General features: G+C 50.6%; 17 protein-coding genes and 3 tRNA genes. 5 read left to right on the forward strand and 15 right to left on the reverse strand.

What is annotated here, in order from left to right; genetic code table 11:
- Positions 1–20: 20 nt before the first annotated feature.
- Complete coding sequence (locus X965_RS03620) at positions 21–590, reverse strand: hypothetical protein (RefSeq protein ID WP_004241632.1); 570 nt, start codon at positions 588–590, stop codon at positions 21–23.
- A 199-nt stretch (positions 591–789) separates the two neighbouring features.
- On the opposite strand from X965_RS03620, the gene modE reads away from it, so the two are divergent.
- Positions 790–1,575 (forward strand): molybdenum-dependent transcriptional regulator, encoded by a 786-nt coding sequence (gene modE, locus X965_RS03625; RefSeq protein ID WP_004235672.1) that lies wholly within the window; start codon positions 790–792, stop codon positions 1,573–1,575.
- Between the two features lie 51 nt (positions 1,576–1,626).
- Here modE and X965_RS03630 read toward each other — a convergent pair whose 3' ends face one another.
- The gene (locus X965_RS03630; RefSeq protein WP_015422552.1) at positions 1,627–3,576 is read right to left on the reverse strand and encodes a bifunctional 2',3'-cyclic-nucleotide 2'-phosphodiesterase/3'-nucleotidase; all 1,950 of its coding nucleotides are present in this window, start codon (positions 3,574–3,576) and stop codon (positions 1,627–1,629) included.
- A gap of 206 nt (positions 3,577–3,782) precedes the next feature.
- On the opposite strand from X965_RS03630, the gene modF reads away from it, so the two are divergent.
- The 3 genes from modF to gpmA all read left to right on the forward strand — a co-directional run bounded on the left by modF (position 3,783) and on the right by gpmA (position 7,229).
- Entirely contained in the window at positions 3,783–5,234 is a 1,452-nt protein-coding gene (gene modF, locus X965_RS03635; RefSeq protein ID WP_036417084.1) for a molybdate ABC transporter ATP-binding protein ModF, read from the forward strand.
- Positions 5,235–5,420: 186 nt separating this feature from the next.
- Positions 5,421–6,239 (forward strand): CPBP family intramembrane glutamic endopeptidase, encoded by an 819-nt coding sequence (locus tag X965_RS03640; RefSeq protein WP_036417086.1) that lies wholly within the window; start codon positions 5,421–5,423, stop codon positions 6,237–6,239.
- Between the two features lie 237 nt (positions 6,240–6,476).
- Complete coding sequence (gene gpmA, locus X965_RS03645) at positions 6,477–7,229, forward strand: 2,3-diphosphoglycerate-dependent phosphoglycerate mutase (protein WP_036417088.1); 753 nt, start codon at positions 6,477–6,479, stop codon at positions 7,227–7,229.
- Between the two features lie 75 nt (positions 7,230–7,304).
- Here gpmA and aroG read toward each other — a convergent pair whose 3' ends face one another.
- From aroG to pnuC, 3 genes are all read right to left on the reverse strand, one after another.
- Positions 7,305–8,357, reverse strand: a complete 1,053-nt coding sequence (gene aroG, locus X965_RS03650; RefSeq protein ID WP_004235667.1) for a 3-deoxy-7-phosphoheptulonate synthase AroG — start codon at positions 8,355–8,357, stop codon at positions 7,305–7,307.
- 198 nt (positions 8,358–8,555) lie between these two features.
- On the reverse strand, positions 8,556–9,485 hold the full coding sequence (locus tag X965_RS03655) for a DUF808 domain-containing protein (RefSeq protein ID WP_036417090.1): 930 nt from the start codon (positions 9,483–9,485) through the stop codon (positions 8,556–8,558).
- Positions 9,486–9,573: 88 nt separating this feature from the next.
- The gene (pnuC, locus tag X965_RS03660) at positions 9,574–10,275 is read right to left on the reverse strand and encodes a nicotinamide riboside transporter PnuC (protein WP_004235665.1); all 702 of its coding nucleotides are present in this window, start codon (positions 10,273–10,275) and stop codon (positions 9,574–9,576) included.
- A gap of 225 nt (positions 10,276–10,500) precedes the next feature.
- Between pnuC and X965_RS03665 the strand changes: the two genes are divergently transcribed.
- A complete protein-coding gene (locus tag X965_RS03665; protein ID WP_036417092.1) occupies positions 10,501–11,379 on the forward strand; it encodes an aminoglycoside 6-adenylyltransferase in 879 nt (292 codons plus the stop codon).
- A 66-nt stretch (positions 11,380–11,445) separates the two neighbouring features.
- Here the strand turns inward: X965_RS03665 and X965_RS03670 are convergent.
- From X965_RS03670 to ybgC, 10 genes are all read right to left on the reverse strand, one after another.
- Positions 11,446–11,521, reverse strand: a tRNA-Lys gene (locus tag X965_RS03670).
- A 28-nt stretch (positions 11,522–11,549) separates the two neighbouring features.
- Positions 11,550–11,625, reverse strand: a tRNA-Lys gene (locus tag X965_RS03675).
- Positions 11,626–11,650: 25 nt separating this feature from the next.
- A tRNA-Lys gene (locus tag X965_RS03680) sits at positions 11,651–11,726 on the reverse strand.
- Between the two features lie 164 nt (positions 11,727–11,890).
- Positions 11,891–12,670, reverse strand: coding sequence for a cell division protein CpoB (gene cpoB, locus X965_RS03685; RefSeq protein WP_015422550.1), 780 nt, complete (start codon positions 12,668–12,670; stop codon positions 11,891–11,893).
- A gap of 9 nt (positions 12,671–12,679) precedes the next feature.
- Positions 12,680–13,174: a peptidoglycan-associated lipoprotein Pal gene (gene pal / locus X965_RS03690; RefSeq protein WP_004241622.1), complete on the reverse strand. Its 495-nt coding sequence runs from the start codon at positions 13,172–13,174 to the stop codon at positions 12,680–12,682.
- Between the two features lie 43 nt (positions 13,175–13,217).
- Positions 13,218–14,510, reverse strand: coding sequence for a Tol-Pal system beta propeller repeat protein TolB (tolB, locus tag X965_RS03695; protein ID WP_004235661.1), 1,293 nt, complete (start codon positions 14,508–14,510; stop codon positions 13,218–13,220).
- A gap of 127 nt (positions 14,511–14,637) precedes the next feature.
- Entirely contained in the window at positions 14,638–15,693 is a 1,056-nt protein-coding gene (gene tolA / locus X965_RS03700; RefSeq protein ID WP_036417095.1) for a cell envelope integrity protein TolA, read from the reverse strand.
- A gap of 46 nt (positions 15,694–15,739) precedes the next feature.
- Positions 15,740–16,165, reverse strand: a complete 426-nt coding sequence (gene tolR / locus X965_RS03705; RefSeq protein ID WP_004235659.1) for a colicin uptake protein TolR — start codon at positions 16,163–16,165, stop codon at positions 15,740–15,742.
- A gap of 14 nt (positions 16,166–16,179) precedes the next feature.
- Positions 16,180–16,866 (reverse strand): Tol-Pal system protein TolQ, encoded by a 687-nt coding sequence (gene tolQ / locus X965_RS03710; protein ID WP_004241620.1) that lies wholly within the window; start codon positions 16,864–16,866, stop codon positions 16,180–16,182.
- Positions 16,863–17,255: a tol-pal system-associated acyl-CoA thioesterase gene (ybgC, locus tag X965_RS03715; RefSeq protein ID WP_004241619.1), complete on the reverse strand. Its 393-nt coding sequence runs from the start codon at positions 17,253–17,255 to the stop codon at positions 16,863–16,865. Before ybgC ends, tolQ begins: the two co-directional genes overlap by 4 nt.
- Positions 17,256–17,675 lie beyond the last annotated feature (420 nt).

Genomic DNA, 17,675 nt, shown 5'->3' on the forward strand with positions numbered 1-17,675 from the left:
AAGCATGGCGATTCGTGCTGTCAGGTCTGCATAAAGTAAACAACCGCCACAATAGCCGCCGCCAGAATCAGAAAACCTATCACTTTTCCGGCACTGCCGGGTTTTTCCACAATACTGCTGCGTGGTGAGACAGGGGCAGCCGGGGATTGTACCGGTGTTTCACCTTCATCGTCTTCGCGGTAAAGCTCCTGAATATAGAGAAACATCATTTTCATAAACTGGCTGTTCAGTGGCAGGGTTTGCCCATCCTCACCGATGATGCACAGTGTGAAATCAATTTTCCTGCTCAGTCCCAGTAAAAACGCGCCCGGCAGCCAGGTATATTCCCGCTCACCGGATGCCATTTCTTCCGCGACTTTTGCAGGTGCTTCATGACCGCCATCATCACGCATATAAACGAGCAGCAGAGGTTCTTCATCATCTTCCCCCTGAGTGAATGCCAGACCAATTTGTCCGCCACTTTCATGATCCTGTGATTCAGCCCAGAATGGCTGTTCTGCCAGCATACGGGCAAATTCTTCTGTTTCAGCCCCTTCCGGTTCCGGGGAATCCTTGACTGCCTGATGAAGACGAAATAATACATTCTGCATGAAATAATCTCTGGCTGATAATCAATTCCTATACCATACCTGTTTTTATCCGGTTCATGAATTTTTAAGTAAACTTAAACCGCCATATTGGCAGATGAAAAAAAAACGCAGTTTGCTACACTAACCGGAAAGTAAAGCCGCACCGGGCGGAGAGACTGCGCCGGTGATTCTGTCTGATTAATATACGGGGTATTTTCCGTTGGATATTTTATTAACACTGAAATCAGAAGGTCATTTATTTGCCGATCCGCGGCGGATTTCCTTACTCAAACAGGTCAGAGCCACCGGCTCCATCAGTCAGGGGGCAAAACTGGCCGGAATCAGTTACAAAAGCGCCTGGGATGCCATCAATGAGATGAACCAGCTTGCCGAGGAAACCATTGTTGACCGGGCCACCGGCGGCAAAGGCGGCGGCGGCGCGACACTGACACGCTATGGTGAGCGCTTACTTCAGCTTTATGATCTGCTGGCACAGATCCAGCAGAAAGCCTTTGATGTTCTTAAGGATGATTCGCTGCCCCTCGACAGCCTGCTGGCGGCCATCTCCCGCTTCTCATTGCAGACCAGTGCCCGTAACCAGTTCTTCGGCACAATTATGTCGCGCAACCATTCTCATGTGCAGCAGCATGTGAATGTCCTGCTGGCGGATAAAAAGACCGAACTTGCCGTTGCCCTGACGGAACAGAGTGCCAACCGGCTGGGCTTATCAGTCGGTAAAGAAGTACTTACTCTGATTAAAGCGCCGTGGGTGAAAATCAGCAAATCCGCAGAAAACAGCACGGATTATGACAACCGTCTGAGCGGACGTATCTGTTCCGTTGCCAGAGGTGCGGAAAACAGCGAGGTGATGGTGACACTGACCGGCGGCGCACAATTATGCTCCACCCTGGATAATCAGGATGCCGACAGGCAGCAACTGAAAGAAGGTGATGACGTCACCGCGCTGTTTAATGCGGACCAGGTGATTATTGCCACATTATGCTGATAAAAATGATGATAAAAGCCGCCGCTGACGGCGGCTTTCGTGAGTAACTGCTTACTTCGCTGTTAAATCAACCTGATAAACCGCAAAACCCACATCATCCGTCCCGACCCGGGTCATCGGGTAATGGGCATTTTCTTTAATAAACTGTGTGGCTTTATCGCCCGGTGAAGTTTCAAAGCGGATATCTAATTTCTTATCCGTTTTCACCGGCACAAATGTCCAGTTTTGCTCAGCCTGCGCTGATACCGCACCTTTCGCTTTGGTTTCTGCCGCGATATAACCGGCCAGCACACTGCGGTTTTCATCCGGTGAGGCAAACGCAATATGTTTGTCACCGGTACCGGCAAATTTTCCGCCGTAAGCACGGTAGTTATTGGTGGCAACCAGGAAAACCGCTTTCGGATCAATCGGCTTACCCTGATAAGTCACATTTTTGATACGGTTGGCCTGCGGATTGACTGTCTGGCACTCCACATCATATTTTGCCGGTTGTGTCAGGTCTATCTGATAGTTGATCCCGGAAATGGTATCGAAATTATAGGTTCTGAAACCATCCCAGTTGACCAGGCTCTGCGGTGCCTCTGACTGCGGGTTAATCTGATTGAACATCCCGGCGGAGCACTCCAGCCATTCGGTCACTTCCGCACCGGTCGCTTTCACCACCACCAGCGTATTCGGGTAGAGATAGAGATCCGCCGCGTTGCGGAACGTCATATCCCCTTTTTCCACCTCGACGAAATCCGCCGGGGCATTTTTGCGTCCGCCCACTTTAAACGGTGCAGCCGCTGACAGCACCGGTAAATCTGCCAGATCCGGATCGCCCTGAATAAAGCGGCGGGTATAATCAGTCTGTGCATTATTCACAATCTGCACCGTCGGGTCGCTCTGCAGCAAGGCAAGGTAGCTGTACATATTATCCGGTGATTTACCAATCAGTTTGCCGACAAAGGTCCGGGTCGCATTGTGCTGCTCATCAATCACAGAAGCCAGCTTGTCATCCCGTACCACCAGCGGCTTTTTATTGACTTTGTCATAAATCGGACGCGCCTGTGCTTTGGCATCCGCCACCTTCCACGCACCGTCATCATTATTCAGCACCAGATCCACCACGCCGAGGTGATCCCCCCACTGGCCGGGCATCACTGCCGGAATACCGTTAACGGTTCCCTGCTCAATATTAACGCCTTTGATATCCGCAAAGTCTTTGCCCGGAAATACACCGTGCGAGTGACCGAACATAATGGCATTAATACCCGGTACTTCACTGAGATAATAAACCGAGTTCTCAGCCATGGCTTTATACGGCTCCTGAGAAAAACCGGAGTGCGGAATAGCGACAATTAAATCCGCACCTTCTGCCTTCATTTGCGGCACAAATTTTTTCGCGGTTTCCGTAATATCATTGACGCGGACTTTTCCTTCCAGATTCGCTTTATCCCAGATAAGGATCTGCGGCGGTACAAAACCGATATAGCCGATTTTAATCACATGCTCTTTGCCGTCGCGATCTTTAACCGGGGTATCAACGATAATATAAGGGGTAAACAGATTCTTACCGGTTTTCTCATCAATAATATTGGCATTCACATACGGAAAATCCGCACCGGCAATGGCTTTTTTCAGATAATCCAGGCCAAAGTTAAATTCATGGTTACCGAAGTTTCCGACGGTATAACCCATGGTATTCATCAGCTTATGTGCCGGATGGGCTTCACCGTCATTTAACCCTTTACTGACCATATAATCCGCCAGCGGGCTGCCCTGAATTAAGTCCCCGTTATCCACTAATACTGCGTTGGTGGCTTCACCTTTTGCCGCTTTAATTAAACCGGCGGTGCGGACCAGACCAAACTGCTCTGTCGGTTTGTCTTTGAAATAATCAAAGTCAATTAAGTTACTGTGAATATCCGAGGTTTCCATCACCCGCAGATCCACTGTCGCGGCATTGACCGTTCCGCTGACCAGTAATGCCAGCACCGAATATTTTAATCCTGTTCTCACCCTGCCCTCTCTTCCGGTTAATTTCCGTGATGCCCTGATTTCTGTACCAAAAAGTATAACAAAAACAGCAGACTGAATGATGACGTTTCTGTGAAGCAGATCTTCTTTTCATGATACGGGATGTAACACCGGTACCATATCTTGACATCCCTGCCGGTTCCGCTTATTTCTGGTGAATAATTAAACTAATAATAAGGCTGTTCACTATGGCATATCTGCACATCACACAAGGGGTCTTCCGGTTAAGCGCGGATAAACAGCTTTCTGTTCCGTCATTACAGCTGGAAAGCGGTCAGCACCACGCCTTTATCGGCACTAACGGCAGTGGAAAATCTGCCCTTGCCCGCGCGCTGATTCAGGAACTTCCGCTGCTTTCCGGGGAGATGAGCAACACTTTCCGCCGTCCGGTTCTGGTCGCGTTTGAGAAATTACAGGCGCTGATTGATGAAGAGTGGAACCGCAATAATACCGACCTGATGGATGGCGATGACACCGATAACGGCCGTACCACCGCTGAGATTATTCAGGCGGAGCATCGTGATAATGAGCGCTGCCTGCAGCTGGCGGCGCAGTTCGGGATTTCTGATCGCCTGTCACGCCGCTTTAAATACCTTTCCACCGGTGAAACCCGCAAAACCCTGCTGTGTCAGGCACTGATGACAGAGCCGGATTTACTGGTGCTGGATGAGCCTTATGACGGGCTGGATACCGATTCCCGCCGTATGCTCAGTGAGATGCTGGCAGAGCTTGCAGAGGGCGGGCTGACGGTTGTTCTGATCCTCAACCGTTTCAGTGATATTCCGGACTTTATCACCCGCGCCGGGCTGCTGACAGACTGTGTGCTGGCACCAGCGGATACCTTATCCGCACTATTACAGGCACAGCTGGCCCGTAGTGAGCAGACAGAGCATCTGACGCTGCCGGAGCGGGATGACCCGTCCGCAGAACGCCTTGCGCCGGATATTCCGCGGGTGATCCTCAATCACGGCTGTGTCAGCTATAACGATAAGCCCATCCTCAATGATCTGACCTGGCAGGTGCTGCCCGGTGAGCACTGGCAAATCACCGGCGAGAACGGCGCGGGTAAATCCACACTGCTCAGTCTGATCACCGGTGATCATCCGCAGGGCTACAGCAATGACCTGACGCTGTTCGGCCGCCGCCGGGGCAGCGGAGAAACGGTGTGGGATATCAAACGCCATATCGGGTATGTCAGTAACAGCATCCACCTCAGTTACCGCGTCAATATCAGTGTGCGTAACACGCTGATTTCCGGTTATTTCGATTCTGTCGGGCTCTATCAGAAACCGTCAGACCGGCAGGTAAAACTGGCGGATGAGTGGCTGGCGCTGCTCGGTCTGAAAGCGTACCGCGATGCTCCGTTCCACAGCCTGTCGTGGGGGCAGCAGCGGCTGATACTGATTGCCAGGGCCCTGGTAAAACACCCTGCAATGCTGATCCTTGATGAGCCGTTACAGGGGCTGGATACACTCAACCGCCTGCTGGTGCTGCGTTTTATCGATATTATGATAAGCCGTGGTGATACCCAGCTGCTGTTTGTCAGCCATCACAGCGAGGATACCCCGGCCTGTATCAACCGGCGGCTGGCATTTATTCCTGATAACGGTAGTTATCGTTACGAAATCAATACGTTGTAATCTTTTTATCAAACGGCTGTTTTACTTTTTTACTGCACCGGAAACAGCCGTTATTTTCTGAATGTATTCAGTCCGTTATTAAGAATAATCTGATTAAAAATCATTATCAGTCTGCTTTTTTGCTGGCGCATCACTGGCTTCTCTTTTACCCTGCACACTCCTTTTCTGATTCTCTGACACAATTCCATGACCTGGCTTTTACTTGCATTATCTCTGCTGTTATTACAATTTCACCGGACACTGTCACTGGCAACACTTCTGGCTGCCACCATCAGCGCCCTGTTTACCGGTGTGATGGACTGGCATGCCCTGCTCACCCTGTGGTTTGCTATCCTTCTGGCTGTCGCACGGCCTTATACCGCACCACGCTCATGGCAGCGTGTACTGCTGACACTACTGGTGATCACCGTCGTGCCGGGTCTGGCTTTTCATCTGCTGCCGGGATTCCACAACCTGCGCTGGATGCCGCCGGAGGCTGCCGGGCCGCACAGTCCGCCCTATTCATTCTGGTTTAATGCCGATAAAGCACTGCTTCCGTTTGTGCTGATCATCATCATTCCGCAGCTTTTTGTCACCGCGCCGCTGCGCCGGGCCACCCGCCTGCACTGGCTGTTACTGGCTTTCTCCGTACCTGCACTATTGTTACTGGCAACCACGCTTGGCGGATTGGGGTTTGAACCGCATCTGCCGCGCTGGCTGCCGGCGTTTATGCTGGCGAATCTGTTTTTTGTCTCCCTCGCAGAGGAAGCGCTGTTCCGGGGGGCTATTCAGCAGGTGCTTTCCCGGTATCTGCCGCCCTATGCCGCGCTGTTTATTGCAGCCGCTGTCTTCGGCCTGGCACATATTGCCGGAGGAGCGCTGCTGGTTGTCTTTGCCGGTCTGGCAGGGGTTATCTACGGGCTGGCCTGGATGTGGAGCGGACGGCTGTGGGTGGCGACAGGGTTTCACTTCGCGCTGAACCTCTGCCATCTGCTGTTTTTTACCTGGCCGTTTAAGGTGGCGTAAAAAACCGTTTTTTCCTGTGTATCACACTTTGCGTAAACATTTATAGCGGAATCGATTCAGTTTTGGTATACACTATCCGGTAAACAGGACGGAATTGATCTCTTCAGCACAGGCCCCGGCGGAAATACCTGTGCGGAAAGTTTGCCGAAAGGCGCCGGTGACCAATATAATGGGCAATGTGCCGGGTCTGTTTCAATTCTGAAACCCCCTATCTGAAACACAACAGGAGTTTACGCTATGGCAGTAACTAAACTGGTGCTTGTACGTCACGGTGAAAGTGAGTGGAACAAAGAGAACCGCTTTACCGGCTGGACTGATGTTGAGTTATCTGAAAAAGGCCGTGCTGAAGCACAAGAGGCTGGTCAGTTACTCAAAAAAGAAGGCTTCTCTTTTGATTTCGCCTATACCTCTGTACTGAAACGCGCTATTCACACACTGTGGAATATCCTGGATCAGGTAAACCAGCAGTGGCTGCCGGTTGAGAAAAGCTGGAAACTGAACGAACGCCATTACGGCGCACTCCAGGGTCTGGATAAAGCGGAAACCGCTGCAAAATACGGTGACGAGCAGGTCAAACTGTGGCGTCGCGGTTTTGCCATTACCCCGCCGGCACTGGAAAAAAGTGATGAGCGCTTCCCGGGCCACGATCCGCGTTATGCGAAACTGGCAGAAAGCGAACTGCCTGCCACTGAGAGCCTGGCGATCACTATCGACCGCGTTGTGCCTTACTGGACTGATGTTATCAAACCACGCATTGCTTCCGGTGAGAAAGTGATCATCGCTGCACACGGTAACTCCCTGCGTGCGCTGGTGAAATATCTGGATAACATGAGCGAAGATGAAATCCTCGAGCTGAACATCCCGACCGCAGTGCCGCTGGTGTATGAGTTTGATGAAAACATGAAGCCGCTGCGCCGCTATTACCTGGGCGACCAGGATGCGATTGCTGCCAAAGCCGCTGCTGTTGCTAACCAGGGTAAAGCGAAGTAATCCGCTTTCTTTGGTGAAAAAAACCCTGACAGTGTCAGGGTTTTTTATTTTCCGGGATTAATGCTTCCGGCGAAATCAGCTGCGGCGGGCTTTTACCGCATCTGCCAGCTGACGCAGCAGGGTTTCGGTATCTTCCCAGCCGATGCAGGCATCTGTCACGCTCTTGCCGTACACGAGCGGCGCATCACCTTCCAGGTTCTGGTTCCCTTCCTCAAGGTGGCTTTCCACCATCACACCCATAATGGCTTTCTCACCACCGGCAACCTGCTGTGCCACATCGGTGCTCACATCCATCTGACGCTTGTACTGTTTGCTGCTGTTAGCGTGGCTGAAATCGATCATGATACGCGGTGCCAGACCGGCCTGTGCCAGCCCTTCTTTTACCGCACTGACATCTTCCGCGCTGTAGTTAGGTTTTTTACCGCCACGCAGAATGATATGGCAGTCACCGTTACCGGTGGTGTTCACGATGGCCGAATGTCCCCACTTGGTCACGGACAGAAAACAGTGCGGCGACCCGGCGGCGTTAATGGCATCAATGGCGACTTTGATGGTACCGTCTGTACCGTTTTTAAACCCGACCGGGCAGGACAACCCGGAGGCCAGCTCACGGTGTACCTGAGATTCCGTGGTACGGGCACCGATAGCACCCCAGCTCATCAGATCCGCCAGATACTGCGGGGTGATCATATCCAGAAACTCACCGGCTGCCGGTAAGCCTTTATCATTGATATCCAGCAGCAGTTTGCGGGCAATACGCAGACCATCATTGATGGCAAAAGAGTGGTCGAGGTGCGGATCGTTGATCAGCCCTTTCCAGCCGACCGTGGTGCGCGGTTTTTCAAAATAGACGCGCATGACGATTTCCAGCTCACCTTTCAGTTCTTTGCGTAATGTCAGCAGGCGATCCGCATATTCAACCGCCGCTTTCGGGTCGTGAATTGAGCATGGCCCGATAACGACCAGCAGGCGATCATCCCGGCCTTCCAGGATTTCGTGGATTGCATGACGGGTGCGGCGAACGGTGTCTGCGGCAGTCTCAGTCGCGGGAAATGACTCTAATAACGCCACTGGCGGTAATAATTCCCGAATTTCTTTTATTTTTACATCATCGTTCTGATAATTCATAACCCGTCTCTTCCGGTGTCCCGTTTCATTATTGTCGTTATTTTAATCTAACTGCTTGTCAACAAGCTGTAAACAATTAGCTGCCGCCGGAATTGAAATTAATTTTTCACCCCGAAAATATTCAGATCAACAGGACAAATTATTATGAATCAGAAGGAAAACAGCGGCTTCATCAGCCGCTGCCCGTGAGAAGGGTATTTATGCCGCTAATCCCGTTTTAATACGCTTAACAGCGGTAATCAGCGCAACAATCACCAGACCGGCGACGAGACCAAACAATAAATTGGCAACCGGTGGGGTCATAAAGTGCAATATGCTGCCGAGTGCCGGGAGTTGTGCACTCTGCTGAGCAAGACTTTCAATCAGGTTATGAATAAACGGAATGCCGTGTGTCAGAATACCGCCGCCGACCATAAACATGGCCGCTGTCCCGACGACTGATAAGGTTTTCATTAAATACGGCGTGGCGTGGATCAGTCCGTCACCCAGTTTTTTCAGCAGCGCGGCTGATTTCTTCTGCAGGTAAAATCCCAGATCATCGAGTTTGACAATCCCGGCCACCAGGCCGTATACCCCGATAGTCATAATGATCGCAATCACCGACAACACCACGAGCTGATTAATAAAGGGAGAGGTGGCAACAATACCGAGGGTGATAGCAATAATCTCCGCCGATAACACAAAATCGGTGCGGATGGCGCCTTTGACTTTGCGTTTCTCGAATGCGGCCAACTCTTCCGGTATCTGAAAATCTTCCGCCGGCGCCGTTTCACCCGGCTCATCACCGGCTTTATGCAGAAACTTATGCGCCAGTTTTTCCGCCCCCTCAAAACACAGAAACGCCCCGCCGACCATCAGAAGCGGCGTAACAGCCCAGGGAGCAAAGGCGTTGATCAGCAGTGCGAGCGGCACCAGAATCAGTTTATTGAGAAAGGAGCCTTTCGCCACCGCCCAGACCACCGGGATCTCCCGCTCAGCGCGGACACCGGCCACCTGCTGAGCATTCAGCGCCAGGTCATCCCCCAGTACCCCGGATGTCTTTTTGGCGGCCATTTTGGTCATCACAGAGACATCATCCAGTACAGTTGCGATATCATCGAGTAGTGCGAGTAAGCTGCCACCGGCCACAGGCGTTTCCTTTTATTGCTGATTAATGAGAATCCGATTATTACCGGACTCTCATTATAATCCCCCGGTTATTGCACTGAAAATAGTTTTACGGCTGCTTCGCTGCTTTTATCCACATCCGCGAACCGTTGAGCGCCACACCCAGCAGGATAATATATTCCAGCGACAGCGCGTACACACCCTGAAGGGCATAAATCACAATACTGATCATATTGATAACCACCCACAGCAGCCAGTTTTCCACCAGTTTGCGGGTCATCAGGATCATCGCCACCACAGACAATACCGTCATGGCTGCATCCCAGAACGGGAAAGCATCGGGCAGCAATACCGGCATTGCCAGATCAGCCCCTGCGGCATTCAGTATACTGACCATGCTCTGTGCCAGCCACGTAAAGACCGGGTCGATAAAACGCGCCAGCAGTAAAATCGCCGCCAGAGAAACCGCCGCAATCACGGCAGTCTGCCGCAGTGGCATCCAGCGGATTTTCAGCTCCGCTTCTGCTTTCTCATTTTGTCTGCTCCAGGCATACCAGCCGTAAATATTGGCGGCGAAGAAGAAAATCTGTAACAGCAGATTGGCATAGAGCTGGATCTGAAAGAAAATCACCGCAAACAGCGTGACGTTAATCAGGCCAAACAGATAATTGATTGTTTTTTCCAGGCTTGCCAGCCAGATACATAACAACCCGGCGGTTGCTCCCACCGCTTCAATCCAGGACAGAGCATAAGACCCTTCTTTCCAGTAAGGGATCACCACGAGAATATTATTAATATCAAAAAATTCCATTCCGTCACCTGTGTTAAGTATATTTCCTGTCACCGGCGGCCAGCCACTGATAACAGGTTTAGTTAACTGTATCCTTCCCTGCTGTTTTCAGTAAAATCATCCCATCGTAACAGCATTTGTTTAATATGCTAAACATGATAACGTTTTTTTAACCTGAACTCTCCCGCTATTTTTGTTTATGACGTACTATCAGCCCAGCTATCAATTATATGAATGAGATGTAAGATGGAATCAATTGAGCAAATTATAAACAATATAATTTCTTTTGCCCTATTAGATCCCCGTATCGATGCGGTCATTATCACCGGCTCTGTGGCACGCCAGAACCAGGCAGACCGTTTTTCGGATATTAATGCCGAACTGATCGGCAGCAGTCATGATGAGTTGTTTCAGGACAGCCGCTGGCTGAGCCGGTTTGGTGTGCCGCTGATTATCCGCAAAGCGGCTTCACGCGAAGACGACAGCCTCTGCTGGCCGTCTTGTCAGGTTCTGTATGAGAAAGGCCGTAAAGTTGATTTTGTGCTGGCCGGGCGCAAACGTATCACACAGATGGCCGAACACGGGCTGGACAGCATCTATCAGCGCGGTTATGCCGTTCTGCTGGATAAAACCGGTCTCACTGCCGGGTTGCCTGAGTATGCCGATCCGGCTGCCGTGCTCACTCCGCCGGATCAGCAGACATTCCTGGAAAACTGGCAGAACTTCTGGCTGGAAGCCTCACAGGTGCCGGTTTATTATCTGCGCAATGAACTCTGGACTGCCCGTCTGCGGGATGTGGCGATGAAACAGTGGCTGATCACCCTGCTGGAGTGGCATGTGCTGCTTCGTAGTGACGGTACACAGGATGTCTGGTATGCGGGGCGTCATCTGGGCACCTGGCTGCCTCCGGGCCTGTACGGGCGTTTTATGGCGACACTGGATAACCGTGATCGTGTCCGTGCCGCACGGGCGCATATGGCGATGCTGACACTCTACCGCGATGTGGCACTCCGCGTGATTGAAACACAGAAATTTGATATCGATATAACGCTGGCAGATAAAATTATTGCACTGGTCACTGACCGGCTGAATGCCGATGATTTACTTGCGCCGGAGAATGAATAATAACAAACGGATGATCGCCGGTGTGATGCCGGGGGAGAACAAAAATCAGAGGGAAAATGGTTACGATGGTGGGTCGTACAGGATTCGAACCTGTGACCAATTGATTAAAAGTCAACTGCTCTACCAACTGAGCTAACGACCCATCGTAATACTGCTGAGGGACTCTGAAATGGTGGGTCGTACAGGATTCGAACCTGTGACCAATTGATTAAAAGTCAACTGCTCTACCAACTGAGCTAACGACCCGTTTCAGATTTCGGGCAAAAGAGAATGGTGGGTCGTACAGGATTCGAACCTGTGACCAATTGATTAAAAGTCAACTGCTCTACCAACTGAGCTAACGACCCGTACTCTCTTGCCAACGGCACGATATAATACTGATTTATCCGGCCGGTGCAACGATTTTTTCAAATTAACTTATTCAAACGCTTATAATTCACTCACTTAGCCCCGGTTGAGCAAAAAACTCTCCGGTCGGGGCTATACTCTGAGCAAAAAAATAAACCGGCGGTTATAAACCAGCCAGTTTTTTCTCAGCCAGTTTCGCACCGGAAGAGCCCGGATATTTTGCGACAACCTGCTGATAAATCGCTTTCGCTTTCGCTTTATCCCCTTTCTCCTGCATGATCAGCCCGACTTTATAGAAGGACTCCCCTGCTTTCTGGGATTTCGGCCAGTTCTTTACCACAGAAGCAAAATACGCCGCGGCGTCATCTTTTTTGCCTTTGTTGTAGTTCATCTGACCTAACCAGTAATTGGCATTAGGAAGATAACCGGATTTCGGATAGCTTTGGATAAAACTCTGAAATGCGCTGATTGCACCATCATAATCTTTGGTGTTCATCGCCATGTTTACCGCGGCGTTATAGTCATCTTTCTCATTGCCCTTACTTGCAGCAGCAGGAGCTGAGGTTGCGGCAGTACCCGCAGAGTCCGTATTACCGGATGCCGCGGATGTATTATCTGTTGATGCACTGCCGCCACCGGTGAGGGAATCCACCTGTGAGAAAAGTTCGCGTTGGCGTTCTGTCAACTGATTCAGCTGGTACTGACTTTCCTGGATTTGCCCGCGCAGCATGTCGATATCGCGCTGGTTGTCCATGACTTGTTGCTGAAGTTGGGTTAATAGCTGACCATGAGCGTTAGAAATACGCTCGAGCTGCGTGAGGCGGTCATCAGTGGAGCCTGAGCCGATATTGATGATGGGTGCCTGAGCAATAGCGGCCCAGGGGGCCGCTACACCTATCAATAACGACAGACTCACCATCAGGCGTCTGAAGTTACTTTTCATGTATATCTCTTAGTATACGATTACAGCACGACGGTTTTTAGCGTAGTCAGCTTCGGTGTGACCCAGAACTGCCGGCTTCTCTTTACCGTAAGAAACGATAGAGATTTGTTCGCCGTTAACGCCTTTACCCTGCAGGTACATTTTCGCTGCGTTAGCACGACGCTCGCCCAGTGCGATGTTGTACTCAGGAGTACCACGTTCGTCAGCATGACCTTCTACAGTTACTTTGTAAGAAGGGTTGTTGCGCAGGAATGCAGCGTGTGCATCCAGCATTTGCTGGAATTCAGGAGAGATATCGTATTTGTCGAAACCGAAGTATACGATATTGTTGTTCTGAAGTTCCTGCAGCTGCTGGCGTGCCAGTTCTTCCGCAGACATACCGGCGTTTGCGCCATTGTCGACAGTGCCCGCATCCGCCTGGTCGTTTTTGTTAGAACTACATGCAGCAACAGCCAGAACAGGTAAAGCTAACATCAGCCCTTTAAGCACTTTGTTAAGTTGCATCTCTTTGATCCTTTTATAATTTGCCATACATATTTTTAATGCATCACAGATACGGCGACCAGGCAGGGAATTTTACCTGTCCGTCAGTCGCCGGAAGACGCGCTTTGAAACGCCCGTCGGTCGAAACCAGCTGCAATATAGTTCCCATACCTTGTGAGGAGCTATAAATAACCATAGTGCCGTTAGGTGCGATACTTGGCGTTTCATCTAGGAACGTATCCGTTAAAATCTGGAAATTGTTCGCTACTAGATCTTGTTTGGCGATATGCTGTTTCCCGCCGCCTGAACTGACCATTACCAGGAAACTGCCGTCAGCACTGACGTCACCATTCTGGTTCTGAGTCCCATCCCACGTCAGGCGCTCAGGCGCACCGCCATTAATACCAACCTTATAGATCTGCGGACGACCAGCCTGGTCAGACGTGAACGCTAACGTCTGGCTGTCCGGGAACCATGAAGGTTCAGTGTTATTACTGCGACCATCTGTTACCTGACGCATCTGGCCTGAGCCGAGATCCATCACATACAGATTCAGACTACCGGTTTTTGATAACGCAAATGCCAGTTTGGTTCCGTCCGGTGAAAATGCCGGTGCACCGTTGTGACGCGGGAATGAAGCAACCTGACGCACCTGTCCGCTGGACAGATTCTGAATAACCAGGGCTGAACTTCCGCTCTCAAAGGTAACATACGCCAGTTTCTCGCCATCCGGTGACCATGCCGGTGACATCAGCGGCTCAGGTGAACGGTGAACGGTGAACTGGTTGTAGCCGTCATAATCAGACACGCGCAGCTCGTGACGATAGTCACCGCTGTTTTTAACCACCACATAAGCGATCCGGGTACGGAATGCACCACGAATACCGGTTAATTTCTCAAATACTTCATCACTGGCAGTGTGTGCCGCATAACGCAGCCACTGTTTGGTGACTTTAAACTGGTTCTGTGCAAGCACGCTGCCCGGGGAACCGGAGGTATCCACCAGCTGGTAGCTCACCAGATAGTTGCCGTCAGCACCCGGCTGAACCTGGCCGACAACAACAGCATCAATGCCTAACGCCGTCCAGGACTCAGGAACCACTTCAGACGCGGTACCCGGTAACTGCGGCATACGGTTAGGGTCGATCGGGTTAAATTTCCCGCTGTTACGCAGGTCAGCAGCAATGATCGCGCCGACTTCTTCCGGTACAGCGCCGCCGCCGGCGACCTGGAAAGGTACAATGCCGATAGGACGTGCTGAATCAACACCCTGAGTAATCTCGATACGAACTTCAGCCTGAGCAACTGCCGCCCACAGCATCAGAAAACCGAGCATGTATTTCACTGCCTGCTTCATTCTCTCTCCCTCGTTGCGCCAATGCCCGCATCAAACCCGTATTTTAACAAACGTTCATAACCAAAACCAGATACCACAGTAAAAACTAATACCCGGATATATCTGGTTCGTCACGCTGTATTACAGCTTATTCCGGCTTAAAGTCCAGTTTGGTATTCTTAAACTGCTGCCAGACCGATTTGCTCGGCGGCGCAGGAATACGAGCCTGTTTGGCCGCCGCGAGTGCGGCCTGACATAAACCGTCATCACCACCGACCGCATTCACACTGATAAGCGTACCTTTATCAGTGATATTAATTTCCAGCGTACAGGTTTTACCGCGGTACATATCCGCATTATAGAACTTCGCCTGAATCGCTAACCGGACCTGTGCGATATAACCGTTCATATCGCCATCCGAATTTGTTCCGCTCTTCTTGCCACCGCCCTGACCGGCTGCGGATGCACCGCCGCTTTCTGTGCCCGGAGCGTTGGACGCCAGTCCGCCGAGGAGGTCATCGACTTCACTGGCCTGTTTTTTCGCTGCGGCTTTGGCTGCCTTTTCTTTAGCTGCTTTGTCTTTGGCTGCTTTTTCAGCTTTGGCGGCTTCTGCTTTGGCTGCTTTTTCCTGAGCCGCTTTTTCGGCTTTGGCTTTTTCTTCTTCAGCGGCTTTCTGTGCGGCAGCTTTTTCGTCAGCCTGTTTCTTCGCCAGTGCCTGCTCTTTAATCACTTTTTCTTTTTCAGCCTGAGCTTTGGCAGCGGCTTCTTCCGCCAGCTTTTGCTCTTCTTTGGCTTTCTTCACGGCTTCCTGAGCTTGTTTTTGCTGCTCTTCAGCCTGTTTTTTCTGGTCTTCAACTTGTTGTTCGGTCTTCAGGCGCTCTTCTTCAATTGCTTTTAAGCGCTCCTGCTCACGCAGTTCTTTCTGACGTAATTCTTCTTCCTGCTGCTTCGCTTTTTTCTCGCGCTGCGCCTGAGCCTGTTTTGCGTTGGCCTGCTGCTGTTGCTGCTGGTTAAAATTTTCAACCATGGCGTTCGGATCAACCATAATGGCGTCGATCACCTGACCGCCCTCACCGCCGCCGGTCAGCCCTGATTTGGTTACAAAGGATCCCCAGATCACAAGCGCAATCAGCAAAAGATGCAACACCACAGAGGTGATGACAGAACGATTTAATTTATCTTTACGCTCTTTCAGCTTTCCCACGCTTAATTCCCTAACCTTCTGAGTGAAAACATCTGCATAACAAACCTTACATCGGCTTCGTCATCAGGCCCACAGATTTCACTCCGGCCTGTTTCAGAATATTCAGGCCATTAATAATCTCTTCGTAAGGCACATCTTTGGCACCGCCGACCAGGAAAATAGTCTTCGGATCTTCAGCCAGATACTGTTTTGCCGCAGCAATGATCTGCTCTTCCGGTAACAGTTCCAGACGATCCTGCTTCACGACCAGGGTGTAGCGGCCGACACCGGAGACTTCCAGAATCACCGGCGGATTATCATTGGTGGAAACGGATTGTGAATCGGAGGCATCCGGCAGATCCACTTCCACACTCTGACTGATGATCGGCGCTGTTGCCATGAAGATCAGCAGCAACACGAGTAACACGTCCAGTAAAGGAACAATGTTAATTTCGGATTTCAGCTCCCGCCGGCGTCCGCGATGACGTGCCATGATAATCTCCTGCCTTATTTCTTATCAGCAGTAGCAAAGGCCTGACGGTGTAAAATCGCCAGAAATTCTTCGCTGAAGTTGTCGTAATTCTGTTCTAATTTATTCACGCGCTGATTAAGACGGTTGTATGCCATAACCGCAGGAATTGCCGCAAACAGACCGATTGCTGTTGCAATCAGTGCTTCCGCAATACCCGGTGCCACCATCTGTAATGTTGCCTGTTTTACCGCACCCAGTGCGATAAAGGCGTGCATGATCCCCCATACTGTACCGAACAGACCGATATACGGGCTGATAGAACCGACAGTACCAAGGAACGGGATGTGGTTTTCCAGATTTTCCATCTCACGGTTCATGGAGATGCGCATTGCACGCGCCGCACCGGTTTCCACCGCCTGCGGAGAGTGCACATTCGCCTGATGCAGGCGGGCAAATTCTTTAAAGCCGGAGTAGAAGATCTGCTCAGTACCGCTCAGTTCATCACGGCGGGCCTGGCTTTCTTTATACAGACGGGACAGTTCGATTCCTGACCAGAATTTGTCTTCAAACGCTTCTGCTTCACGGGTGGCCGCATTCAGGACTTTGGTGCGCTGAATAATAATGGCCCACGAGGCAACAGAAAAGCCCAGCAATACCAGCATGATAAATTGCACGAGGTAACTTGCTTTCAGGAATAAATCCCAGATATTCATGTCAGTCACTGCTTAAACTCCGCGACAATAGACTCAGGAAGCGCTACCGGCTTCATTAAAGAAATATTCACGCAGGCGACCAGTACCTCTGCGCGACATAAAAGAGTTCCGTTTTTATGCATAAGTGTCTGCGTAAATGTCAGAGACGCACGACGGATGTCGGTGATCTCACTGCGTACCTCTAACAGATCGTCTAACCTTGCCGGATGGTGGTAATCGATAGTTAATTTGCGGACCACAAAGCCGAGCTGCTCTTCCAGCAGACGCTGCTGATGAAAGCCCCGTTCCCGTAACATTTCGGTTCTGGCGCGCTCGAAAAATGCAAGATACTGCCCGTGGTATACCACACCACCAGCATCGGTATCTTCGTAATAAACCCGTATTGGCCAACTGAACATTGAATATCCCGCAACTTACCTTTATCAGACAACATGCTTTGCAAACTATACGTGAAGAGCAAACGTATTGAAAATGCTTAGTTCGTAAAGATAAGAAAAGCCCGTTTGTCCGCGCGCTAATCATACTCGCCTTTATCCAACACGCAAGCCCCCGGAAGGGTTGAGATGAAAAAATATTTTATTACGTATTACAACACCTTAGGGGCGTTATTTTTTGCTCTGAAAGCTATCATTAAACACTTATTAAAAGACATTTTCCCCCACGAATACGCAAAAATCCGGAATTATCCGGATTTTTGTGCTACCGATTTATTTACCACGCAATCTAACTTATTGTAATTACATAAATTAAATCACCTTATTTTTATCTTATAAAAACAGGATTTCCGTCCGCATTTACCGGCTGAAAACACCGCCGGC

It is taken from the genome of Morganella sp. EGD-HP17 (assembly GCF_000512315.2).
In the GTDB taxonomy this organism is placed as follows: domain Bacteria; phylum Pseudomonadota; class Gammaproteobacteria; order Enterobacterales; family Enterobacteriaceae; genus Morganella; species Morganella morganii.